Below are 15349 nucleotides of genomic sequence, written 5' to 3' on the forward strand. Positions count from 1 at the left end.
AACCTGATTTTTTGTTGCCACTGATATGCCATGATCGCGGGAATACTGGATGCTTGCCTTAATGATGAAAAATATTGCGGGTGTCATCATGCGTGTCGGCAATCTCCCCCAGGCGTCCCTCAGGTCGCGCGGAGCTTTCGTGTTCCAGGTCATGCGGGTTTTCATCGTGACGGTCATCGCCGCATCGGGCGCCCTGGCCGTGTCCCTCTCGGTCGGCGATCCGGGGGCGCTGGAACAGGTGGCGGCGGCCGACCGGCTGCCCGACGGCACGGGCCCCGCGCCCGCCGCCGGCGAAGCCCCCCAGCAAGCCGTTCAGGCCGCCCCGGTGCCGTCGGCCCCGGTGCAGGTCGCGACGGCCGACCCGCTCGCGGGCGTTTCCCTCGCGGGCGCTTCCATGGATGGCGGTGCGCCGCCGACCGATCCGCAGCAGCCCGCTGAGGACGATGCCGCCTCCGCGCCGATGGACGCGGGCGGCGGTCCGGCCGCCGCGCCCACGGGCGGCGACACGCCCATGTCCGGGGCCCCGCTCGCCGTCTCCGACGTAGCCCCTCCCGTCGATGCGGAGATGACCGGCGCCGTCACCGGGGCGAGCCCGCCCGGCGAGCCCGATCCGGCGGGGGAGCGCATCGATCTCAACACGGCCACCCTCGCGCAGCTCAACGCGCTGCGCAACGCCGGCCCCGTCGGCCGCGCCATCATCAGGAACCGCCCCTACGCCTCGGTGGAGGATCTCGTGAAGCGCCGGATCGTCCGGCGCTCGGTCTACGAGCGGATCAAGGACCAGGTGGCGGTGCGATAGGCCGCTCCGGCGCGGCATCTGCCGGTTAGGCCGCAATTCCGCGCCTGCCGTTCCGTGGTCTCCACCGTCATGGCCTCTTCTCCGTCATGGCCGGCTCAAGGCCATGACGGAGAAGGTCGGACCGATGCGCGGGATCTCCGGCCGGGCGGGAGGCTCCTGGACCATCCCGCTCCGGGGATTGCTCCAGCCGGAGATCCCCTTGCGGGACCGCCCTGGAACGTCTCATCACCGTTCCAAGGGATATCGATGACATTTCATCATTTGTGCTGATGAGCCGTTCGGCGTAATCGGGATATCTGTCGCAGATTCGGAATGTCCCATGACCCAGGCCAGTGCCACCCTGTCCGCGCCGGACGCCAAGCAGGACCTCAGGCGCTTCGATGGAACCACCTTCGGGCTATATGCCGCCACCGTCTTCCTGTGGGGCGTGAGCTGGATCGCGCTCCATGCGCAGCTCGGGGTCGTGGCGCCGGAGATGTCGGTGCTGTGGCGCTTCCTGCTGGCGGCCGCCCTCATGTGGGGCTGGGTGCTCGCCACCGGACACCGGGTGCGCTTCGCGGCTGCCGATCACCTGCGCTTCGCGGCGGTGGGGTTCTGCCTGTTCTCGGCCAATTTCGTGTCGTTCTATTACGGCGGTTTGAGCGTGCCGTCGGGGCTGCTCTCGGTGGTGTTCTCGCTCGCCTCCGTGTTCAACCTCGTCCTGAGCTTCGTGGTCTTCCGCCAGAGGGTGGAGCCGCGCGTGGCGCTCGGCGGCGTGATCGGGGTTGCCGGAATCGGCCTCCTGTTCTGGCCCGAGATCGCCGGCGCGGGCTTCAACGCGGATGCGCTCAAGGGCCTCGCCCTGTGCGTGATGGGCACCCTGTTCTTCTGCTCGGGCAACATGGTCTCGACGGTGGTGCAGCGCCGGGGCGTGCCGCTGCTCTCCGCCACCGCCTGGGGCATGACCTATGGCTGCGCGGTGCTGCTGGCGCTCAACCTGCTGCGCGGCAACGCCTTCGTCATCGAGCCGACCGTCCGGTATATCGGCTCGCTGCTCTATCTCTCCGTCGGTGCGTCGGTCCTGGCCTTCATGGCCTATCTCACGTTGCTGCGCCGCCTCGGGGCCGCGCGGGCGGGTTATTCCACCGTGCTGTTCCCCATCATCGCGCTCGCGGTGTCCACCCTCGTCGAAGGCTACCAGTGGACGGTGCTCGCCGTGATCGGCGTGGTGTTCGCCCTCGCCGGCAACGTGCTGGTGCTGAGCAAGCCTGCCGCGAAATAGCGCTTATTCCGCAGCGGCCGGGTAGACCGGGCGCATGGCGCCGAGGTTGTCGAGCGACTGCTTGATGTGGAAGCCGAGCGCGTCCGCGAGCGGGTTCTCCTCGCCACGCGCGCGGATCAGCCCGATCTTGCACGAGGGCAGGGCCGGGAAGCCGTCCGAGGGGCCCAGGATCCGCATGCCGGGGCGTACGGCGCTTTCCGGCAGCACCGAGACCGCCAGGCCCGCCAGCACCGCCGCGCCGACGGCGGTGGAATGCCAGCTCACATAGGCGATGCGGAACGCCCGGTCGGCGCCTTCGAGCGCCTCCGTGGCGGAATGGCGCCAGTCGCAGTTCGGGCGGCCCAGGGCCAGCGGGATCGGGTTCTCCTCGTGCACGCCGTGGCGCGCGGAGGTGACCCACAGAAGCTGCTCGATGCGCACGATCTCGGAGGGCCCGCGCCGGTCCACATGGGTGATGATGGCGAGGTCCAGGTCGCCGTGCTGCACGCGCTCGATCAGATTGTGCGTGGGCTCGCACATCACCGTCACCTCCGCCTTCGGGTTCGAGCGCGAGAACCGCGCCAGGATCTCCGGCAGGTAGCGGTCGGCGTAATCGTCCGGAAGGCCGAGGCGCACCCGGCCCGTGAGCTCGTGTTCGTTGAAGGAGGCCATGCATTCCGCGTTCAGGCGCACGATCCGGCGCGCGTAATCGAGCAGCCGCTCGCCCTCGTCGGTGAGCTTGGACAGGCGTCCGTCGCGCTCGAAGATCGGGCGTCCGACCCGGTCCTCGAGCCGCTTCATCTGCATGGACACCGCGCTCTGGGTCTTGTGCACGATCTCCGCCGCGCGGGTGAACGATCCCGTATCGGCGATCGCCACGAAGGTTCGGAGCTGGTCGATATCGAGCAAATGCATGGCCCTGGCCTCATCATCAACGACAATGATGATACATATCTCAAACAATCGTTTCAAGTGATGAAACGCTCCATGGTATACATCCCAACAGGGAAGAAAATACGCCTGAATATCAGAGACTTAAAAGGATAAACCCGTAGGTCGTCATCACCCGCGTCCTGGAACGCTCCCTGCAACGTCTTGGAACACGTCCTGGAGCGGTCTTGGAACATCCTGGAACGTCTACTGCCCTGCCGACAAGCCTGAGCAACACCCGACAGCGAAGGAGACCTGTCATGATCCGGTCCGCAGCATCCCTTAGAATTCTGCCAGGAGCCAACATCCTGAGCTGGTTCGCCCATTCGCTCGTCTCCCTCGCCAAGGCATTCAAGGACCGCCGGGAAGTCAGGAATCTCGCCGAGTTCGATGAGCGCATGCTCAAGGATATCGGCCTCACGCGCGACGATGTGGAAAACGCCCTGACGGAGCCCCTTCATCACCGTCCGTCATGGGTGTTGGTGCGATGTGCGAGCCACCCCATCCAGGCGCACGAGCCCGCCGTCACACGCAAGCCACGCCCCGTGGTTCCGTTCGTGAGCCGAACTTAAGGCTTCTTCGGGCCTGTTCCCCAGGCGTCGTCGAGGATCGACTGAAGGGACGTGAGATACTGCAGCTGCATCTCGCGTCCCTTTTCCATCATTTCGCCCCACGAGGCCGAAGACGAGGGCTCGGGATCCTGCGGCTTCTCGGGGGCAGGCATCGGCAGGAAGGCCGCCATCATCTCCTGAAACGGATTGGCGGCGGGCGTCTTCTCGGGTTCCGGAGTTTTCATCCACCCGGTCCAAAGATCAGCCCAGGAATTGCCTGTCTGCGGCTTGGGCTTCTCGCTCTCGCCTGGCGACGTGAAACCCTGGACGGCCCGCGATTGTGCCGTCATCCACTGCGACAGCCCGCCTGCGACAAGGCCAGCGTAGAGCGGCAGGATCTGCTGCATGGTCTCGACCCCGATGCCTGCGAAGTCCGCCGCCTGGTGCGCCACGCGACGGCTCGCTTCGTCCGAGCCGAAGAACTGGTCGAGCAGGCGTCGGCCCTCCTGCTGGGCCTGCGAGGAAAAGGAGCGTCCCGCCATCTGCCAGAACTGCTGGTATCCACCATTCGCCAGCAATTGCAGAAACCGGTTGGGATCCTGCGTCATCGCATGCTGGAGGCCCATGATGAAGGCCGGCATGAGGGCCGCCATGGCCCGCTGCTGCTGATCGCCCGAGAGCTGGAACTGCCGCGCCAGGGTCTCGAAGCCCTCTTGTGTCTGCGCCTGTCGCATCAGGTCGAACCAGTTGAACATGACAGGCTCCTCGAATGCTCGGGTACCGGCTTGCCCTTTCAAGGCATTGGGACAGCTTGCCTCTCTAATCGCCGGATTGTCCAGAACGCAGTGATGATGGCCGCGATTCCGAAGACGATGGATCCGGCGCCAATGCCGATCAGCGCGCCCTTCGGGCCGCCAATCTGGGCTCCGAAATAGGCGAAGGGAATCATGCCCAGCGTTGCGCGGCCCCAGTTGAAGAAGGTTGAGAGCAGCGGATAGCCGAGGTTGTTGAACGAAGCGTTGGCAACGAACACGAGGCTCACGAAGAACCAGATGAAGCCGCTCAGCTGGCAGAAGAACTTCACCAGCTCGGCCGTCAGGGGCGGCGCGTTGAACGCCAGGACGATGAGATCCTGCAGCAGGGCCAGCACAAGCCATACGCCCAGCACATAAACGATCATGAAGGTGAGAGAGTCCTTCAATGTCTGCCTCATCCGATCATAACGCCGCGCCCCCCAATTCTGTCCCAGAACCGGGCCAATGGCTCCTGCCAGCGCGAAAACACCCGCGAAGGACACCGGCGTCACCCGGTCGATGATGGCGGAGGCGGCAATGGCCTGGTCGCCGAACTGGGCCATGATGGCGGTGAAGAAGGCATTTGCCGCGGGCGCGGCGAGATTGGTGAGAACGGCCGGAACGGCGATGGCGAAGAACGGCTTAGCGTCCTGGATCACGGATGGCAGCGTGGGCTTCGCGAGCAGATTGTGGGCCCGGGTGACATAAACATAGCCGACATACAGATAGACGACGCGCGCAAGGCTGATGGTGAGCGCAGCGCCGTTCGACTTCAGATCCAGGACGAAGATCGTGATAGGGTCGAGGAGAACCGTCACGATGGCGACCGAGAGAGTCGCATACATGCTGCGCTTGGCGTCGCCCGCAGCACGCAGCACGGTGGAGAACGCCATGCCGACGGACATCAGCACATTCGTCGGGAGAGCAATCCAAAGGAAGTCTCTCGCGACGTCGTAAGCGGAACCGCTCGCCCCCATGGCTCCGAGAATCTGAGGCAGAAACGGCAATGCGATCAGGCTCACGGCCGCGCCGATCGCCGCCATGAGAAGGGTGCCGGAGGTGGCAAGCCGTCGTGCATCCTCATGCCGGCGGGCGCCGAGCGCGCGCGACACGAGCGCGCCGATCGGGATCATGAGGCCCACATTGATGGAAACCGTGAAGAACATCACGACCGTCGCCAAACCGACGCCCGCCGTCATGCTCGGATCGTTGAGCCACGAGATGTAGAGCAGCGAAACGAGGTCGACGATGAAGATGGCGATCAGACCGGCCGCGCCCGTTCCCGTCATCACGAGCACGTGGCGCATGGTCGAGCCCTGCACGAAGACGGGCGTGTCGGCGCGGCGAGCGTCCATCACAGGGCTCCCTCGCCGAGGATGTCGCGCGTTTCAGGGCTCAAGGCCCTGGCCTTTGCCGTCGGCGAGGTCAGCGGCTCGGGCGTGATCTTGGCTCCGACGACCAGTTCCGTGCCATAGCTCGCTCCGATCTCTTTCTGCAGGAACAGGCGCGCGACATCGCGCTTGCGCACGTCCAGTGCCGCGTTGGCGGCGACGTCCGCCGCGACACCCAGCTCTTCGAGCGCCGAGCGGCCGAAGACGATGGCGGATTCGAACGTCTCGCGAAGCTGGTAATCGACCCCGATCGTCAGCAGTTTCACGGCGTGGATACGGTCGAAGGCGCGCACGAAACTGCGGGCGTTCGGAAAGTTCCCCCGGATGATCTCGGCGATCTTCTCGATCGTCTCGGGCGCGTCCGTGCAGACGCAGATCATCTCCGCCTTTTCGGCGCCGGCTGCCCGGAGCACGTCCAGGCGGGTTCCATCTCCATAGTAGATCTTGACGCCGAAGCGGGCAGCGTCGCGGACGCGCTCCACATTATTGTCGATCACGGTGGCGTTGACGTTCTGCGACAGCAAGACCTGATTCACGATCTGTCCGAAGCGCCCGAAGCCGATCACGAGAACACGGCTCGACAATTCGCCTTCCTGCCCGGTCAGATCGTCCATGCCAGGGGCATCGGCCCGTTCCGGGCGGGAGAGCAGGGCCCTCTCGACAAGGGTCGAGAAGACGGGGCCGAGCAGCATCGTGATGGCCGCAAGGGCCGTCACGGGTTGCGCCTCGCCCGGGGACATCAATCCGGCCGCCGTGGCGACGGGCAGGAGCACGAAGGCGAACTCACCGGCGGTGCAGAGAAGCGTGCCGGACCGCAGCCCCTCGCGCCACGTGGCTCCGAACAGCCGCGACAGAACGGTGATCAGGAGGGTTTTCCCGACGATCACCACCGGGGCCGCGAGGGCCAGCAGCACCCATTGCTGGCGCACGAGCGCGAGATCGATGGACATCCCCACGCTCATGAAGAACAGGCCGAGCAGCATGCCACGAAAGGGCTCGATATCGGCCTCGAGCTGGTGCCGGAAATTCGATTCGGCCAGCAGCAGACCGGCCAAGAACGCACCCATGGCCATGGAAAGACCGACCTCCTGCATGAGCAGGGCGGCGCCCAGTACCACCAGCAGGGCCGATGCGGTCATGACCTCGCGCGAGCCCGTGCGCGCCAGAATGCGAAAGAAGGGGTTCAGACCGTAGCGGCCGACCAGAACCACCGCCGCGATGGCGGCGATCGCCTCGCCGGCGGCCAGGAGCCGGTCCAGCGCCGAGGTTTCCTCGACAGCCGTTCCGGAGGCGAGCAGAGGCAGGATCGCGAGCACGGGAACGACAGAGAGATCCTGGAACAGCAGGATGGCGAAGGAGCGCTGCCCATAGGCTGTCGGAAGATCGTTGCGCTCTCCTAGCATCTGAAGCGCGATCGCGGTCGCCGAGAGCGCCACGGCGATGCCGATGACGAAGGCCGCCTTGGGCCCGAAGCCGATGGCCAGCGCCGCGCCGCCGAGACAGAGGGCCGTGATGATCAACTGCGCGGAGCCCAGCCCGAAGATGTCCCGCTTCATGGACCAGAGATGGGAGAGCTTCAGTTCCAGCCCGATGATGAATAGAAGAAGCACGACCCCGAGTTCCGCCACGGTGGCGACGGTCCCCGGGTCGGCCACGAGGCTCAGGCCCGACGGCCCGATCGCGATCCCCGCGGCCAGGTAACCGAGCACCGCGCTCAAGCCGAAAAAGCGGAAGACCGGCACGGCGATGACCGCCGCCCCGCAGAACGTGAGGATCGGAGGAAGAAAGCTGACATGGGAGGCTGGGCTGGCCATCGGGCAATCGTATCCGGTGAGGGGAACCCCCCCTTTCTAGGGGGTCTTCCCTGGAAGAGCGAGCCCTTCTTGAGACCATGCGGGGCGCGAATAACCGTCGCTCCCGCTTGACAGGAAGGGTCCCGTCTCGCCACATCGCCAAATCATGACGAAGCCACCCCTCGACATTCTGCTTTGCGCCCCGCGCGGCTTCTGCGCCGGGGTTGTCCGCGCCATCGACGCCGTCGAGAAGGCGCTGGCGATCCATGGCGCGCCGGTCTATGTGCGCCACGAGATCGTGCACAACAAATACGTGGTGGAGAACCTGAAGCGGAAGGGAGCGGTCTTCGTGCGGGAGCTCGACGAGATCCCCGACACCAAGGCTCCGGTGATCTTCTCGGCCCATGGGGTTCCGAAATCCGTGCCCGAGGCCGCCCAAGCCCGTGATTTCTTCGCCATCGACGCCACGTGCCCGCTCGTGACCAAGGTCCATCGGGAGGCGCAGGTTCACCACAAGCGGGGCCGGCACATCATCCTGATCGGCCATGCGGGACATCCGGAAGTAGTCGGCACCATGGGGCAGCTGCCGGACGGCGCGGCGACCCTGGTCGAGACCGTGGACGATATCGCCCGGCTGCAGCCCGAGGATCCGGAGAACCTTGCCTTCGTGACCCAGACGACCCTGTCGGTCGACGATACCCAGGACATGGTGGACGCCCTGAAGGCGCGCTTCCCCACCATCGTCGGGCCGCACAAGGAGGATATCTGCTACGCCACCACCAACCGCCAGGGTGCGGTCAAGCGCGTGGCGCCGCAGGTGGAGGCCATGATCGTGGTGGGATCGCCCAATTCCTCCAACTCCCAGCGCCTGCGCGAGGTGGCCGAACGGGAAGGATGCTCGCTCGTGCGTCTCATCCTGCGGGCGGAGGATATCGACTGGTCTCTCTTTGGGACCATTCGCAGCCTCGGCATCACCGCCGGTGCGTCCGCTCCGGAAATCCTGGTGGAAGAAATCATCGACGCCTTTGCGGAACGCTATGAGGTCTCGGTAGAAAGCGTGTCGACGGCGGACGAAAGCGTGTTCTTTCCTTTGCCGCGCGAGTTGCGTGAGCAGGCGGCGGAGTAAACGGTGGCGGTCTATACGGAAGTCAGCGACGAGGAGCTTTCGGCTTTCCTCGACACCTACGATATCGGCACGGTTCTGTCCTACAAGGGCATCGCCGAGGGTGTGGAGAACACCAACTATTTCCTTCATACCACCGAAGGCTCCTACATCCTGACGCTGTACGAGAAGCGGGTGAGGGAAGCCGACCTGCCGTTCTTCCTCGGGCTCATGCAGCACCTCGCCAACAAGGGCCTGACATGCCCGCTGCCGGTGAATAATCGCCAGGGGAAGGCTCTTGGCCGCGTTGCGGGCCGGCCCGCCGTGATCATCACCTTTCTCGACGGCATCGCCGTTCGCCGCCCCACGTCGAAGCATTGCGAGGCCTTGGGCGGAGCTTTGGCCAAGCTCCACCTGGCCGGCCGGGATTTCGCGATGAGCCGGCCGAATGCCCTGTCGCTCGACGGCTGGGCGCCGCTCTTCGCGCAGGCCGAGGCGCAGGCCGATACCGTGTCGGGCGGGCTGGCCGACCGGACACGGCGCGAGCTCGCCTATTTGCAGGAGGCCTGGCCGAAGGGCCTGCCCACCGGCATCATTCACGCCGATCTCTTTACCGACAACGTGTTCTTCATCGGCACGGAGGTCTCGGGACTGATCGACTTCTATTTCGCCTGCACGGACGCCTTCGCCTACGACGTGGCGATCTGCCTGAATGCCTGGTGCTTCGAGCAGGACGGTTCGTTCAATCTCACGAAGGGACAGGCGATGCTGGCGGGCTACCAGGCGGTCCGGTGGCTCTCGCCCGAGGAGGTCGAGGCCCTGCCGGTTCTCTGCCGGGGCTCGGCCATGCGCTTCATGCTCACGCGCCTCGTGGATTGGCTCAACGTGCCGCCCGGCGCGCTCGTGAAGCCGAAGGACCCCCTGGAATACGACCGCAAGCTCCATTTCCACCGGCACGTGAAGCACGCCCGCGAATATGGGCTCGAGGCATGAGCAATCCTGAGCGCGTCCTGATCTACACCGACGGTGCTTGCTCGGGAAATCCCGGTCCGGGGGGCTGGGCAGCGATTCTGTTCTTCAAGGGAAGCGAGAAGGAGATTTCCGGCGGGGAGGCCCACACCACCAACAACCGCATGGAAATCAGGGCCGCGATCGAAGGACTCAATGCTCTCAAGCGCTCCTGCGCCGTCGATCTGTTCACGGACTCCCAATATGTACGCCAGGGCATCACGCAATGGATGCACAACTGGAAGCGTCGCGGCTGGCGCACTGCCGACAACAAGCCCGTGAAGAACGAGGATCTCTGGCGGGAGCTCGATGCGGCGGCAGCCCGCCATGACGTGGCCTGGCATTGGGTCAAGGGGCACGCGGACGATCCCACCAACATCCGTGTCGACGAGCTGGCCGTCGCCGCCATGCAGCCGTTCAAGAAGCGCCCGAGATAGGCGCTTCCAAAGAAAAGCCCTTGCCGCATCCGGGCAGGCAAGGGCCGTTCTGTTCAGGGCAGGATGGGGTCAGAGATCCTTCAGGATGTTCTCCGCGCCGGACACCTGGGCCTTGGACGGCGTGTCCTCCACGTTGAGGGCCTTCACGACCCCGTCGTCAACCACCATGGAATAGCGCTGGGAGCGGGTGCCGAGGCCGAAGCCCGAGCCGTCCATGGTCAGTTTGATGGCCTTGGCGAAATCGCCGTTGCCGTCGGACAGGAACTCGATTCCGTCGGCGCCTGCGGACTTGGCCCATGCGTCCATGACGAAGACGTCGTTGACGGCGGTGACCAGGATGGCATCGATGCCCTTGGCCTTGATCTCTCCCGCCTTCTGCACGTAGCCCGGCAGATGGTTGCGGTGGCAGGTGGGCGTGAAGGCCCCGGGAACTGCCACGAGCACCACCTTGCGCCCCTTGAAGAGGTCATCCGTCGTCTTGGCGACCGGTCCGTCCGGGGTCATGACCCGGAAGGTCACCTGGGGGAGGCGTTCTCCGACCTGAATGGCCATGCATCTTGCTCCAAAGCTGTTGGTTGAGGATCGTTCTTCACTAGCGCGGCCGTTCGCTGCCGTCGAGACTCACCTGCGTTTCGACGGCCTTGCCACCGGCCACGAGCGTGAGGGTGAGGGGAACGGAGCCCGGAGCATCCTTGGGCTTTTCCTCGACCGTGACCGTGAAGCGATGGCCGCCCTCCACAGCCGAGGTCGAGACGTACCAATTCTCCGGAGCCTCTGCGAAGAGAACGGGGCTCGTGCCAGTGGGGGCGCGAACAGAGACGGACAGGGCAGGCGTGTCTCCAGCCTTCGGCTCGACGGACAGCACCGCCAGCTCCCCTGGACCGCCCAGGGCCTGCTTGCGCGGGACCTTGGCCATAGCGCCCTCGATCGTCGTGCGGTCGGGCCCGGGATCCGCGAGAGGCCGATGCAGATCGGCATGCGCCGGAATGCAGATATCCTTGCAGATGCCGTAATCCACCGTGAGGGCGAGCTTGACCGGCTTGTCCGCAGCCTTGGGCCGCACCAGCACCGGCAGGATCACCGCCCCGCTGTAGACATAGGCGATTCCGGCCGCGTCCTCGTGCCGTTCCGGAGCAGGCCATTGCACGTCGACATGGGCCACGTTCTCCGATGCCGACCAGTCGAAGCTCGGCGGAAGACCGGATTCACCAGGATTGCGCCAATAGGTCTTAAAGCCCGAATCAAGGGTGATCTCGATCCCGGCGAGCCATTGTTCGCCCTGCTTTCCACCGGACAGCAGCCGCACCTGCGAATGGAACCCCTGCGCCGACGTCGCGGGAGGGGGGGACTGTCCAAACGCGGCCAAAGAGGACAGAATCATGAAAATGGCGGATGCGGCGATGCGGAATGTCGTTGTCATGGAACTGACGCCTCCCTGAGGCGCTTCCTTTATGCGTTTTTCACTTGGGTCTGCCATCCACGATCCCGTGATCGGGTTGCTGGCCCAGCAAGGCAGATTGCGAGACATGAGCTTTCAGCAAGATCCCTATGGCGCCGGCTCCCCGTATCTCGACGGGCAATTGCTCGTGGCCATGCCCGGCATGATGGACGAGCGCTTCGCCCGCGCGGTGATCTATGTCTGTGCCCATTCGCCGGAAGGGGCGATGGGCATTATTCTCAACCGTCCCGCCGCCAATGTGAACATGCCCGATCTTCTGGTCCAGCTTGAAATCGTGCCGGAAATGGAGCGCATTCATCTGCCGGAGCAGGTGGGCCGGATGCAGGTTCTCATGGGCGGTCCCGTGGAGACGAGCCGTGGCTTCGTGCTGCATTCGCCGGAATTCCACATCGCCCAGTCGACGCTGCCCATCGACGACGGCATTTGTCTGACGGCTACCATCGATATCCTGCGTGCCATCGCCCAGGGACGGGGGCCTCGGAATGCGGTGCTCGCCCTCGGCTATGCGGGCTGGGGCGCGGGCCAGCTCGAACTCGAGCTTCAGGCCAACGGCTGGCTCAACTGCCCGGCCGATGCCGAGCTGATCTTCAACATGCCGGCCGATATCCGGTACGAGATGGCCCTGCGCCGGATCGGCATCGAGCCCGCCATGCTGTCGATGGAAGCGGGCCACGCCTAGAGCTGTTCCCGCTTGCGTGGAATCAGCTCTCTTCTTCGACTTGCCGCATTTTCGAGCGACGAACCGGGGTCACTGCGCCGGAAATGCTCTGGTCAGGCGGCTTCCGTGGTCGTTGCGCCCACGAGCTGGCGGGCCTGCATCACCGACATCGGTTCGCCGAAGACGGGGCCTTGCGCATATTCGCAGCCGAGCTGGTAGAGCTCGATCGCCTCCGACTCGCTCTCCGCGCCCTCCGCGACGATCTCCATGCCGAGCTCGTGCGCCATCTTCACGATGGAGCGCAGGATGACGGCATTGCCTGAGGCCATCTGGCGCACGAACGACTCGTCCACCTTGATCGTGTCGAACGGGAAACGGAGCAGATAGGCGAGCGCGGAATAGCCCGTGCCGAAATCGTCGAGCGACAGGCCGGCGCCGAGATCCCTCAGGCGGTCCAGCATCTGGGCCGAATACTCCGGGTTCTCCATGACAAGACTTTCCGTCATCTCGATCTTGAGGGAGCCGGGCAGAACGCGCGTGCGGGCGATCACGGTCTTCACTTCCTGCAGCAGGTCGTGGCGCAGGAGGTGATGGCTCGACATGTTCACGCTGGCGAAAATCGGGGGCTCGACCTCCAGGGCGCTCTGCCAGATGGCGAGTTCGCGCGCGGTCTGCTCCAGCAGGAACACACTGAGCTTGACGATGAGGCCGGTCTCCTCGGCGATGGAGATGAATGCGTCGGGCGAGATGCGACCGAGACGCGGGTGATCCCAACGCAGCATCGACTCGAAACCCGCGATGGTCCGGTCCTCGAGCCGCACGATGGGCTTGAACAGAACCCTCATTTCGTTGCGGTCGAGCGCGTGGCGCAGGTCGCTTTCCATCGTGAAGTGATCGCTGCGATCCGAGCGCATGGTGGGACGGAACACCTCGATCCGGTCGCCGCCGTGCCGCCGAGCATGGGCCATGGCGATTTCGGCATTGCGCAGGACCTCCTCGCGGCGTGCGGCGATCTGCGGATCGTGCAGGGTAATGCCGATGGAGGCGGTGAGGAAGATCTCGCGGTCGGAATAGGTGACCGGGGTGGTCACGATGCGCCTGACCATGTCGGCGAAAGCGATGATCCGATCCGGTTCGCGCTCGGAGAGCAGGATGATCGCGAACTCGTCCCCCGAAATGCGCGCCAGCGTGTCCTGCGGCTTGAGCAGTCGGCCGAGGCGACGTGACAGGGTGAGAAGGATCGAGTCGCCGGCAGCATAGCCCGACTGATCGTTCGTGTCCTTGAACCTGTCGATATCGATCACCAGCACGGTCGGACGCAGCGAGTCGTCCTGGCTCGCGAAGGTGAGAGCGGCCTCGAGACGGTCATAGAAGAGCTGGCGGTTCGGCAGGCTCGTGAGGTTGTCGTGAACGGCGTCGTGCAGCAGGCGTTCCTCGGCGGTCTTGCTACTCGTGACGTCGGACAGGGTGCCGACGATGCGGATGACCTCGCCGTCGGAGCCGATCACCGGACGCGCCTTCAGGCGGAACCAGTGATGGGCGTTCGAGGAGGAGCGCAGGCGGAAGTCCTGCACCAAGCGTCCGCGGCGCTGCTCGATCACGGTGTCGAGCGCGAGCCGGTAGCGGTCCCGGTCGAAGGGATGGATCAGGTCGAGCCAAGCCGAGGCCGGACCTTCGAGGGCGCCGCGCTTGAGGCCGAGCTGATGCTCGATGTCCGGGCTGACGAACACGTTGTCGGCCACCACGTCCCAATCGAACACGATGTCGCCGGCCCCGGTCAGGGCAAGCGCACGGCGCTCGGTGTCGTTGACGAACCCGCGGGCGAAGCCCCCGCCCGCGAAGGCATGCTGCATGACCGTGAAGCCGATGAGCATGACGATCAGCACCAGGCCGCCGACGAGAGCGGGAGGCACCAGGTCGGAATTCAGCTGACCAAGGACCGTGAAGCTCGCCGCCACGGTCCAGGCGATCAGCAGAATCCAAGTGGGCACGAGCATGATGGCGCGGTCGTAGCCATGCGTCGCCAGATGGATGACGAGGACGAAGCCGATGCCGGCCACGGCGGCAATCGACATGCGCGCCACGCCCGAGGCCACGGCGGCGTCGACGACGGCCAGCGCCAGGAGCCCGCCCAGGAAGGCCAGCCAGAAGGCCGTCACGTGGCTATAGCGCACGTGCCAGCGGTTCAGATTGAGATAGGCGAAGAGGAACACGAGCAGGGTCGCGGCCAGCACGGCCTCCGCACCCGCGCGATAGATCTGCTCCGTCGCCTCGGAAATCGGAAACACGCGCTGGAAGAATCCGAAATCGATGCTCGCATAGGCGAGCACGGCCCAGGCCAGAGCCGCTGCCGCCGGGAAGATCAGGGCGCCCTTCACCACGAACACGATGGTGAGGAAGAGGGCAAGGAGGCCCGCGATGCCGATGATGATGCCCTTGTAGAGCGTCAGGCCGTTGATCCGTTCCTTGTAGGCGGCGGCATCCCAGAGATGGAGCTGGGGAAGATTGTTGGTGCGCAGCTCCGCCACGAAGGTGACGGTCGTGCCCGGGTCGAGGGTGATGAGGAACACGTCCGCGTCGGGGCTGTCGTCACGCTCCGGCCGGATGCCCTGACTGGCCGTGACGGCGGCAATGCGCGAGGAGCCGAGATCCGGCCAGAGAACGGCAGAGCCGGTCAGGCGGAAATGCGGCGCCACGAGCAGGCGATCGACCTGCTCGTCGGTGTCGTTCGTCAGCGCGAAGACGATCCAGTCGGGGCGGGTGCCAGCCTCACGTGCCTTCACGGCGATCCGGCGCACGATGCCGTCGCGGCCCGGGGCCGTGGAAATGCGGATCTCGTCGCCGTCCGACCGGTAGCGCTCGATGGCTGGGGTGAGATCGATCGCCTTGATCTTGGGGTCGACACGCACGGACTCCACCGCCCAGCCGGTCGCCGGCCACGTAAGCCCCATAAAAGCCGCCAGAAGAAAGGCTATGGCGAAAGATACGATCCGCAAGCTTCGGTTCTTTCGTCCGGTCCAAGGTTGAAGGGAGAATTGGTACCGGTCAGGGAGCTTGAGGGCAAGTCGTAGTCCCAAGGGGCCCCTACTTGTCCGCATGACTCAGGTGTTATCGTTAACCACGCGCATGGCGTCCGTTTGCGGCGGGATTGAGGAGAAAACGGACGTGACGTAGCGGAAGAATGCAG

General features: G+C 65.1%; 14 protein-coding genes. 7 read left to right on the forward strand and 7 right to left on the reverse strand.

Translation table 11 applies throughout. The annotated features are described in order from the left end of the window. The first annotated feature begins 61 nt into the window (after positions 1–61). Together E4K09_RS29955 and E4K09_RS00885 are read left to right on the forward strand one after the other, a co-directional pair. On the forward strand, positions 62–799 hold the full coding sequence (locus E4K09_RS29955; protein ID WP_244610297.1) for a helix-hairpin-helix domain-containing protein: 738 nt from the start codon (positions 62–64) through the stop codon (positions 797–799). Between the two features lie 319 nt (positions 800–1118). Further along, positions 1119–2060, forward strand: coding sequence for a DMT family transporter (locus E4K09_RS00885; RefSeq protein ID WP_134494337.1), 942 nt, complete (start codon positions 1119–1121; stop codon positions 2058–2060). 3 nt (positions 2061–2063) lie between these two features. Here the strand turns inward: E4K09_RS00885 and E4K09_RS00890 are convergent, their stop codons facing one another. Continuing rightward, positions 2064–2954 carry a LysR substrate-binding domain-containing protein gene (locus E4K09_RS00890; protein ID WP_134494339.1) on the reverse strand — a complete coding sequence of 297 codons (891 nt, stop codon included), beginning with the start codon at positions 2952–2954 and terminating at the stop codon, positions 2064–2066. A gap of 275 nt (positions 2955–3229) precedes the next feature. Between E4K09_RS00890 and E4K09_RS00895 the strand changes: the two genes are divergently transcribed. Continuing rightward, entirely contained in the window at positions 3230–3541 is a 312-nt protein-coding gene (locus tag E4K09_RS00895; RefSeq protein WP_134494341.1) for a DUF1127 domain-containing protein, read from the forward strand. On the opposite strand, the gene E4K09_RS00900 is transcribed toward E4K09_RS00895, so the two are convergent. Genes E4K09_RS00900 through E4K09_RS00910 form a run of 3 tightly spaced genes read right to left on the reverse strand, consistent with a single transcriptional unit; the run spans position 3538 to position 7519 of the window. Further along, on the reverse strand, positions 3538–4275 hold the full coding sequence (locus E4K09_RS00900) for a DUF937 domain-containing protein (RefSeq protein ID WP_134494343.1): 738 nt from the start codon (positions 4273–4275) through the stop codon (positions 3538–3540). The two genes, E4K09_RS00895 and E4K09_RS00900, sit on opposite strands and share 4 nt — an antisense overlap. Positions 4276–4313: 38 nt before the next feature. Then, on the reverse strand, positions 4314–5669 hold the full coding sequence (locus tag E4K09_RS00905; RefSeq protein ID WP_134494345.1) for an MATE family efflux transporter: 1356 nt from the start codon (positions 5667–5669) through the stop codon (positions 4314–4316). After that, positions 5669–7519, reverse strand: coding sequence for a monovalent cation:proton antiporter-2 (CPA2) family protein (locus E4K09_RS00910; RefSeq protein ID WP_134494347.1), 1851 nt, complete (start codon positions 7517–7519; stop codon positions 5669–5671). The genes E4K09_RS00905 and E4K09_RS00910 overlap by 1 nt, the downstream gene beginning before the upstream one ends. Positions 7520–7664: 145 nt before the next feature. Here E4K09_RS00910 and ispH point away from each other — a divergent pair, with 145 nt between their 5' ends. The 3 genes from ispH to rnhA are packed head-to-tail and all read left to right on the forward strand — an operon-like array spanning position 7665 to position 10045. After that, the gene (ispH, locus tag E4K09_RS00915) at positions 7665–8624 is read left to right on the forward strand and encodes a 4-hydroxy-3-methylbut-2-enyl diphosphate reductase (RefSeq protein WP_134494349.1); all 960 of its coding nucleotides are present in this window, start codon (positions 7665–7667) and stop codon (positions 8622–8624) included. Positions 8625–8627: 3 nt separating this feature from the next. Beyond that, entirely contained in the window at positions 8628–9593 is a 966-nt protein-coding gene (locus tag E4K09_RS00920) for a homoserine kinase (RefSeq protein WP_134494351.1), read from the forward strand. After that, positions 9590–10045: a ribonuclease HI gene (gene rnhA / locus E4K09_RS00925; RefSeq protein ID WP_134494353.1), complete on the forward strand. Its 456-nt coding sequence runs from the start codon at positions 9590–9592 to the stop codon at positions 10043–10045. The genes E4K09_RS00920 and rnhA overlap by 4 nt, the downstream gene beginning before the upstream one ends. A 69-nt stretch (positions 10046–10114) precedes the next feature. On the opposite strand, the gene E4K09_RS00930 is transcribed toward rnhA, so the two are convergent. Beyond that, positions 10115–10597, reverse strand: a complete 483-nt coding sequence (locus E4K09_RS00930; protein ID WP_134494355.1) for a peroxiredoxin — start codon at positions 10595–10597, stop codon at positions 10115–10117. A gap of 40 nt (positions 10598–10637) precedes the next feature. Further along, positions 10638–11465: a protein-disulfide reductase DsbD domain-containing protein gene (locus E4K09_RS00935; RefSeq protein WP_166802086.1), complete on the reverse strand. Its 828-nt coding sequence runs from the start codon at positions 11463–11465 to the stop codon at positions 10638–10640. 106 nt (positions 11466–11571) lie between these two features. Between E4K09_RS00935 and E4K09_RS00940 the strand changes: the two genes are divergently transcribed. Continuing rightward, the gene (locus tag E4K09_RS00940) at positions 11572–12183 is read left to right on the forward strand and encodes a YqgE/AlgH family protein (RefSeq protein ID WP_134494359.1); all 612 of its coding nucleotides are present in this window, start codon (positions 11572–11574) and stop codon (positions 12181–12183) included. A gap of 92 nt (positions 12184–12275) precedes the next feature. On the opposite strand, the gene E4K09_RS00945 is transcribed toward E4K09_RS00940, so the two are convergent. Beyond that, complete coding sequence (locus tag E4K09_RS00945; protein ID WP_244610306.1) at positions 12276–15113, reverse strand: EAL domain-containing protein; 2838 nt, start codon at positions 15111–15113, stop codon at positions 12276–12278. Between the last annotated feature and the right edge of the window lie 236 nt (positions 15114–15349).

The organism is Microvirga pakistanensis, from assembly GCF_004458765.1.
Taxonomy (GTDB): domain Bacteria; phylum Pseudomonadota; class Alphaproteobacteria; order Rhizobiales; family Beijerinckiaceae; genus Microvirga; species Microvirga pakistanensis.

Coding starts and splice junctions, on each gene's coding strand:
- E4K09_RS00890 (WP_134494339.1), bottom strand. CDS start 2,954: ATGCATTTGCTCGATATCGACCAGCTCCGAACCTTCGTGGCGATCGCC.
- E4K09_RS00885 (WP_134494337.1), top strand. CDS start 1,119: ATGACCCAGGCCAGTGCCACCCTGTCCGCGCCGGACGCCAAGCAGGAC.
- E4K09_RS00940 (WP_134494359.1), top strand. CDS start 11,572: ATGAGCTTTCAGCAAGATCCCTATGGCGCCGGCTCCCCGTATCTCGAC.
- E4K09_RS00910 (WP_134494347.1), bottom strand. CDS start 7,519: ATGGCCAGCCCAGCCTCCCATGTCAGCTTTCTTCCTCCGATCCTCACG.
- E4K09_RS29955 (WP_244610297.1), top strand. CDS start 62: ATGATGAAAAATATTGCGGGTGTCATCATGCGTGTCGGCAATCTCCCC.
- ispH (WP_134494349.1), top strand. CDS start 7,665: ATGACGAAGCCACCCCTCGACATTCTGCTTTGCGCCCCGCGCGGCTTC.
- E4K09_RS00930 (WP_134494355.1), bottom strand. CDS start 10,597: ATGGCCATTCAGGTCGGAGAACGCCTCCCCCAGGTGACCTTCCGGGTC.
- E4K09_RS00905 (WP_134494345.1), bottom strand. CDS start 5,669: ATGGACGCTCGCCGCGCCGACACGCCCGTCTTCGTGCAGGGCTCGACC.
- E4K09_RS00935 (WP_166802086.1), bottom strand. CDS start 11,465: ATGACAACGACATTCCGCATCGCCGCATCCGCCATTTTCATGATTCTG.
- E4K09_RS00895 (WP_134494341.1), top strand. CDS start 3,230: ATGATCCGGTCCGCAGCATCCCTTAGAATTCTGCCAGGAGCCAACATC.
- E4K09_RS00900 (WP_134494343.1), bottom strand. CDS start 4,275: ATGTTCAACTGGTTCGACCTGATGCGACAGGCGCAGACACAAGAGGGC.
- rnhA (WP_134494353.1), top strand. CDS start 9,590: ATGAGCAATCCTGAGCGCGTCCTGATCTACACCGACGGTGCTTGCTCG.
- E4K09_RS00945 (WP_244610306.1), bottom strand. CDS start 15,113: ATGGGGCTTACGTGGCCGGCGACCGGCTGGGCGGTGGAGTCCGTGCGT.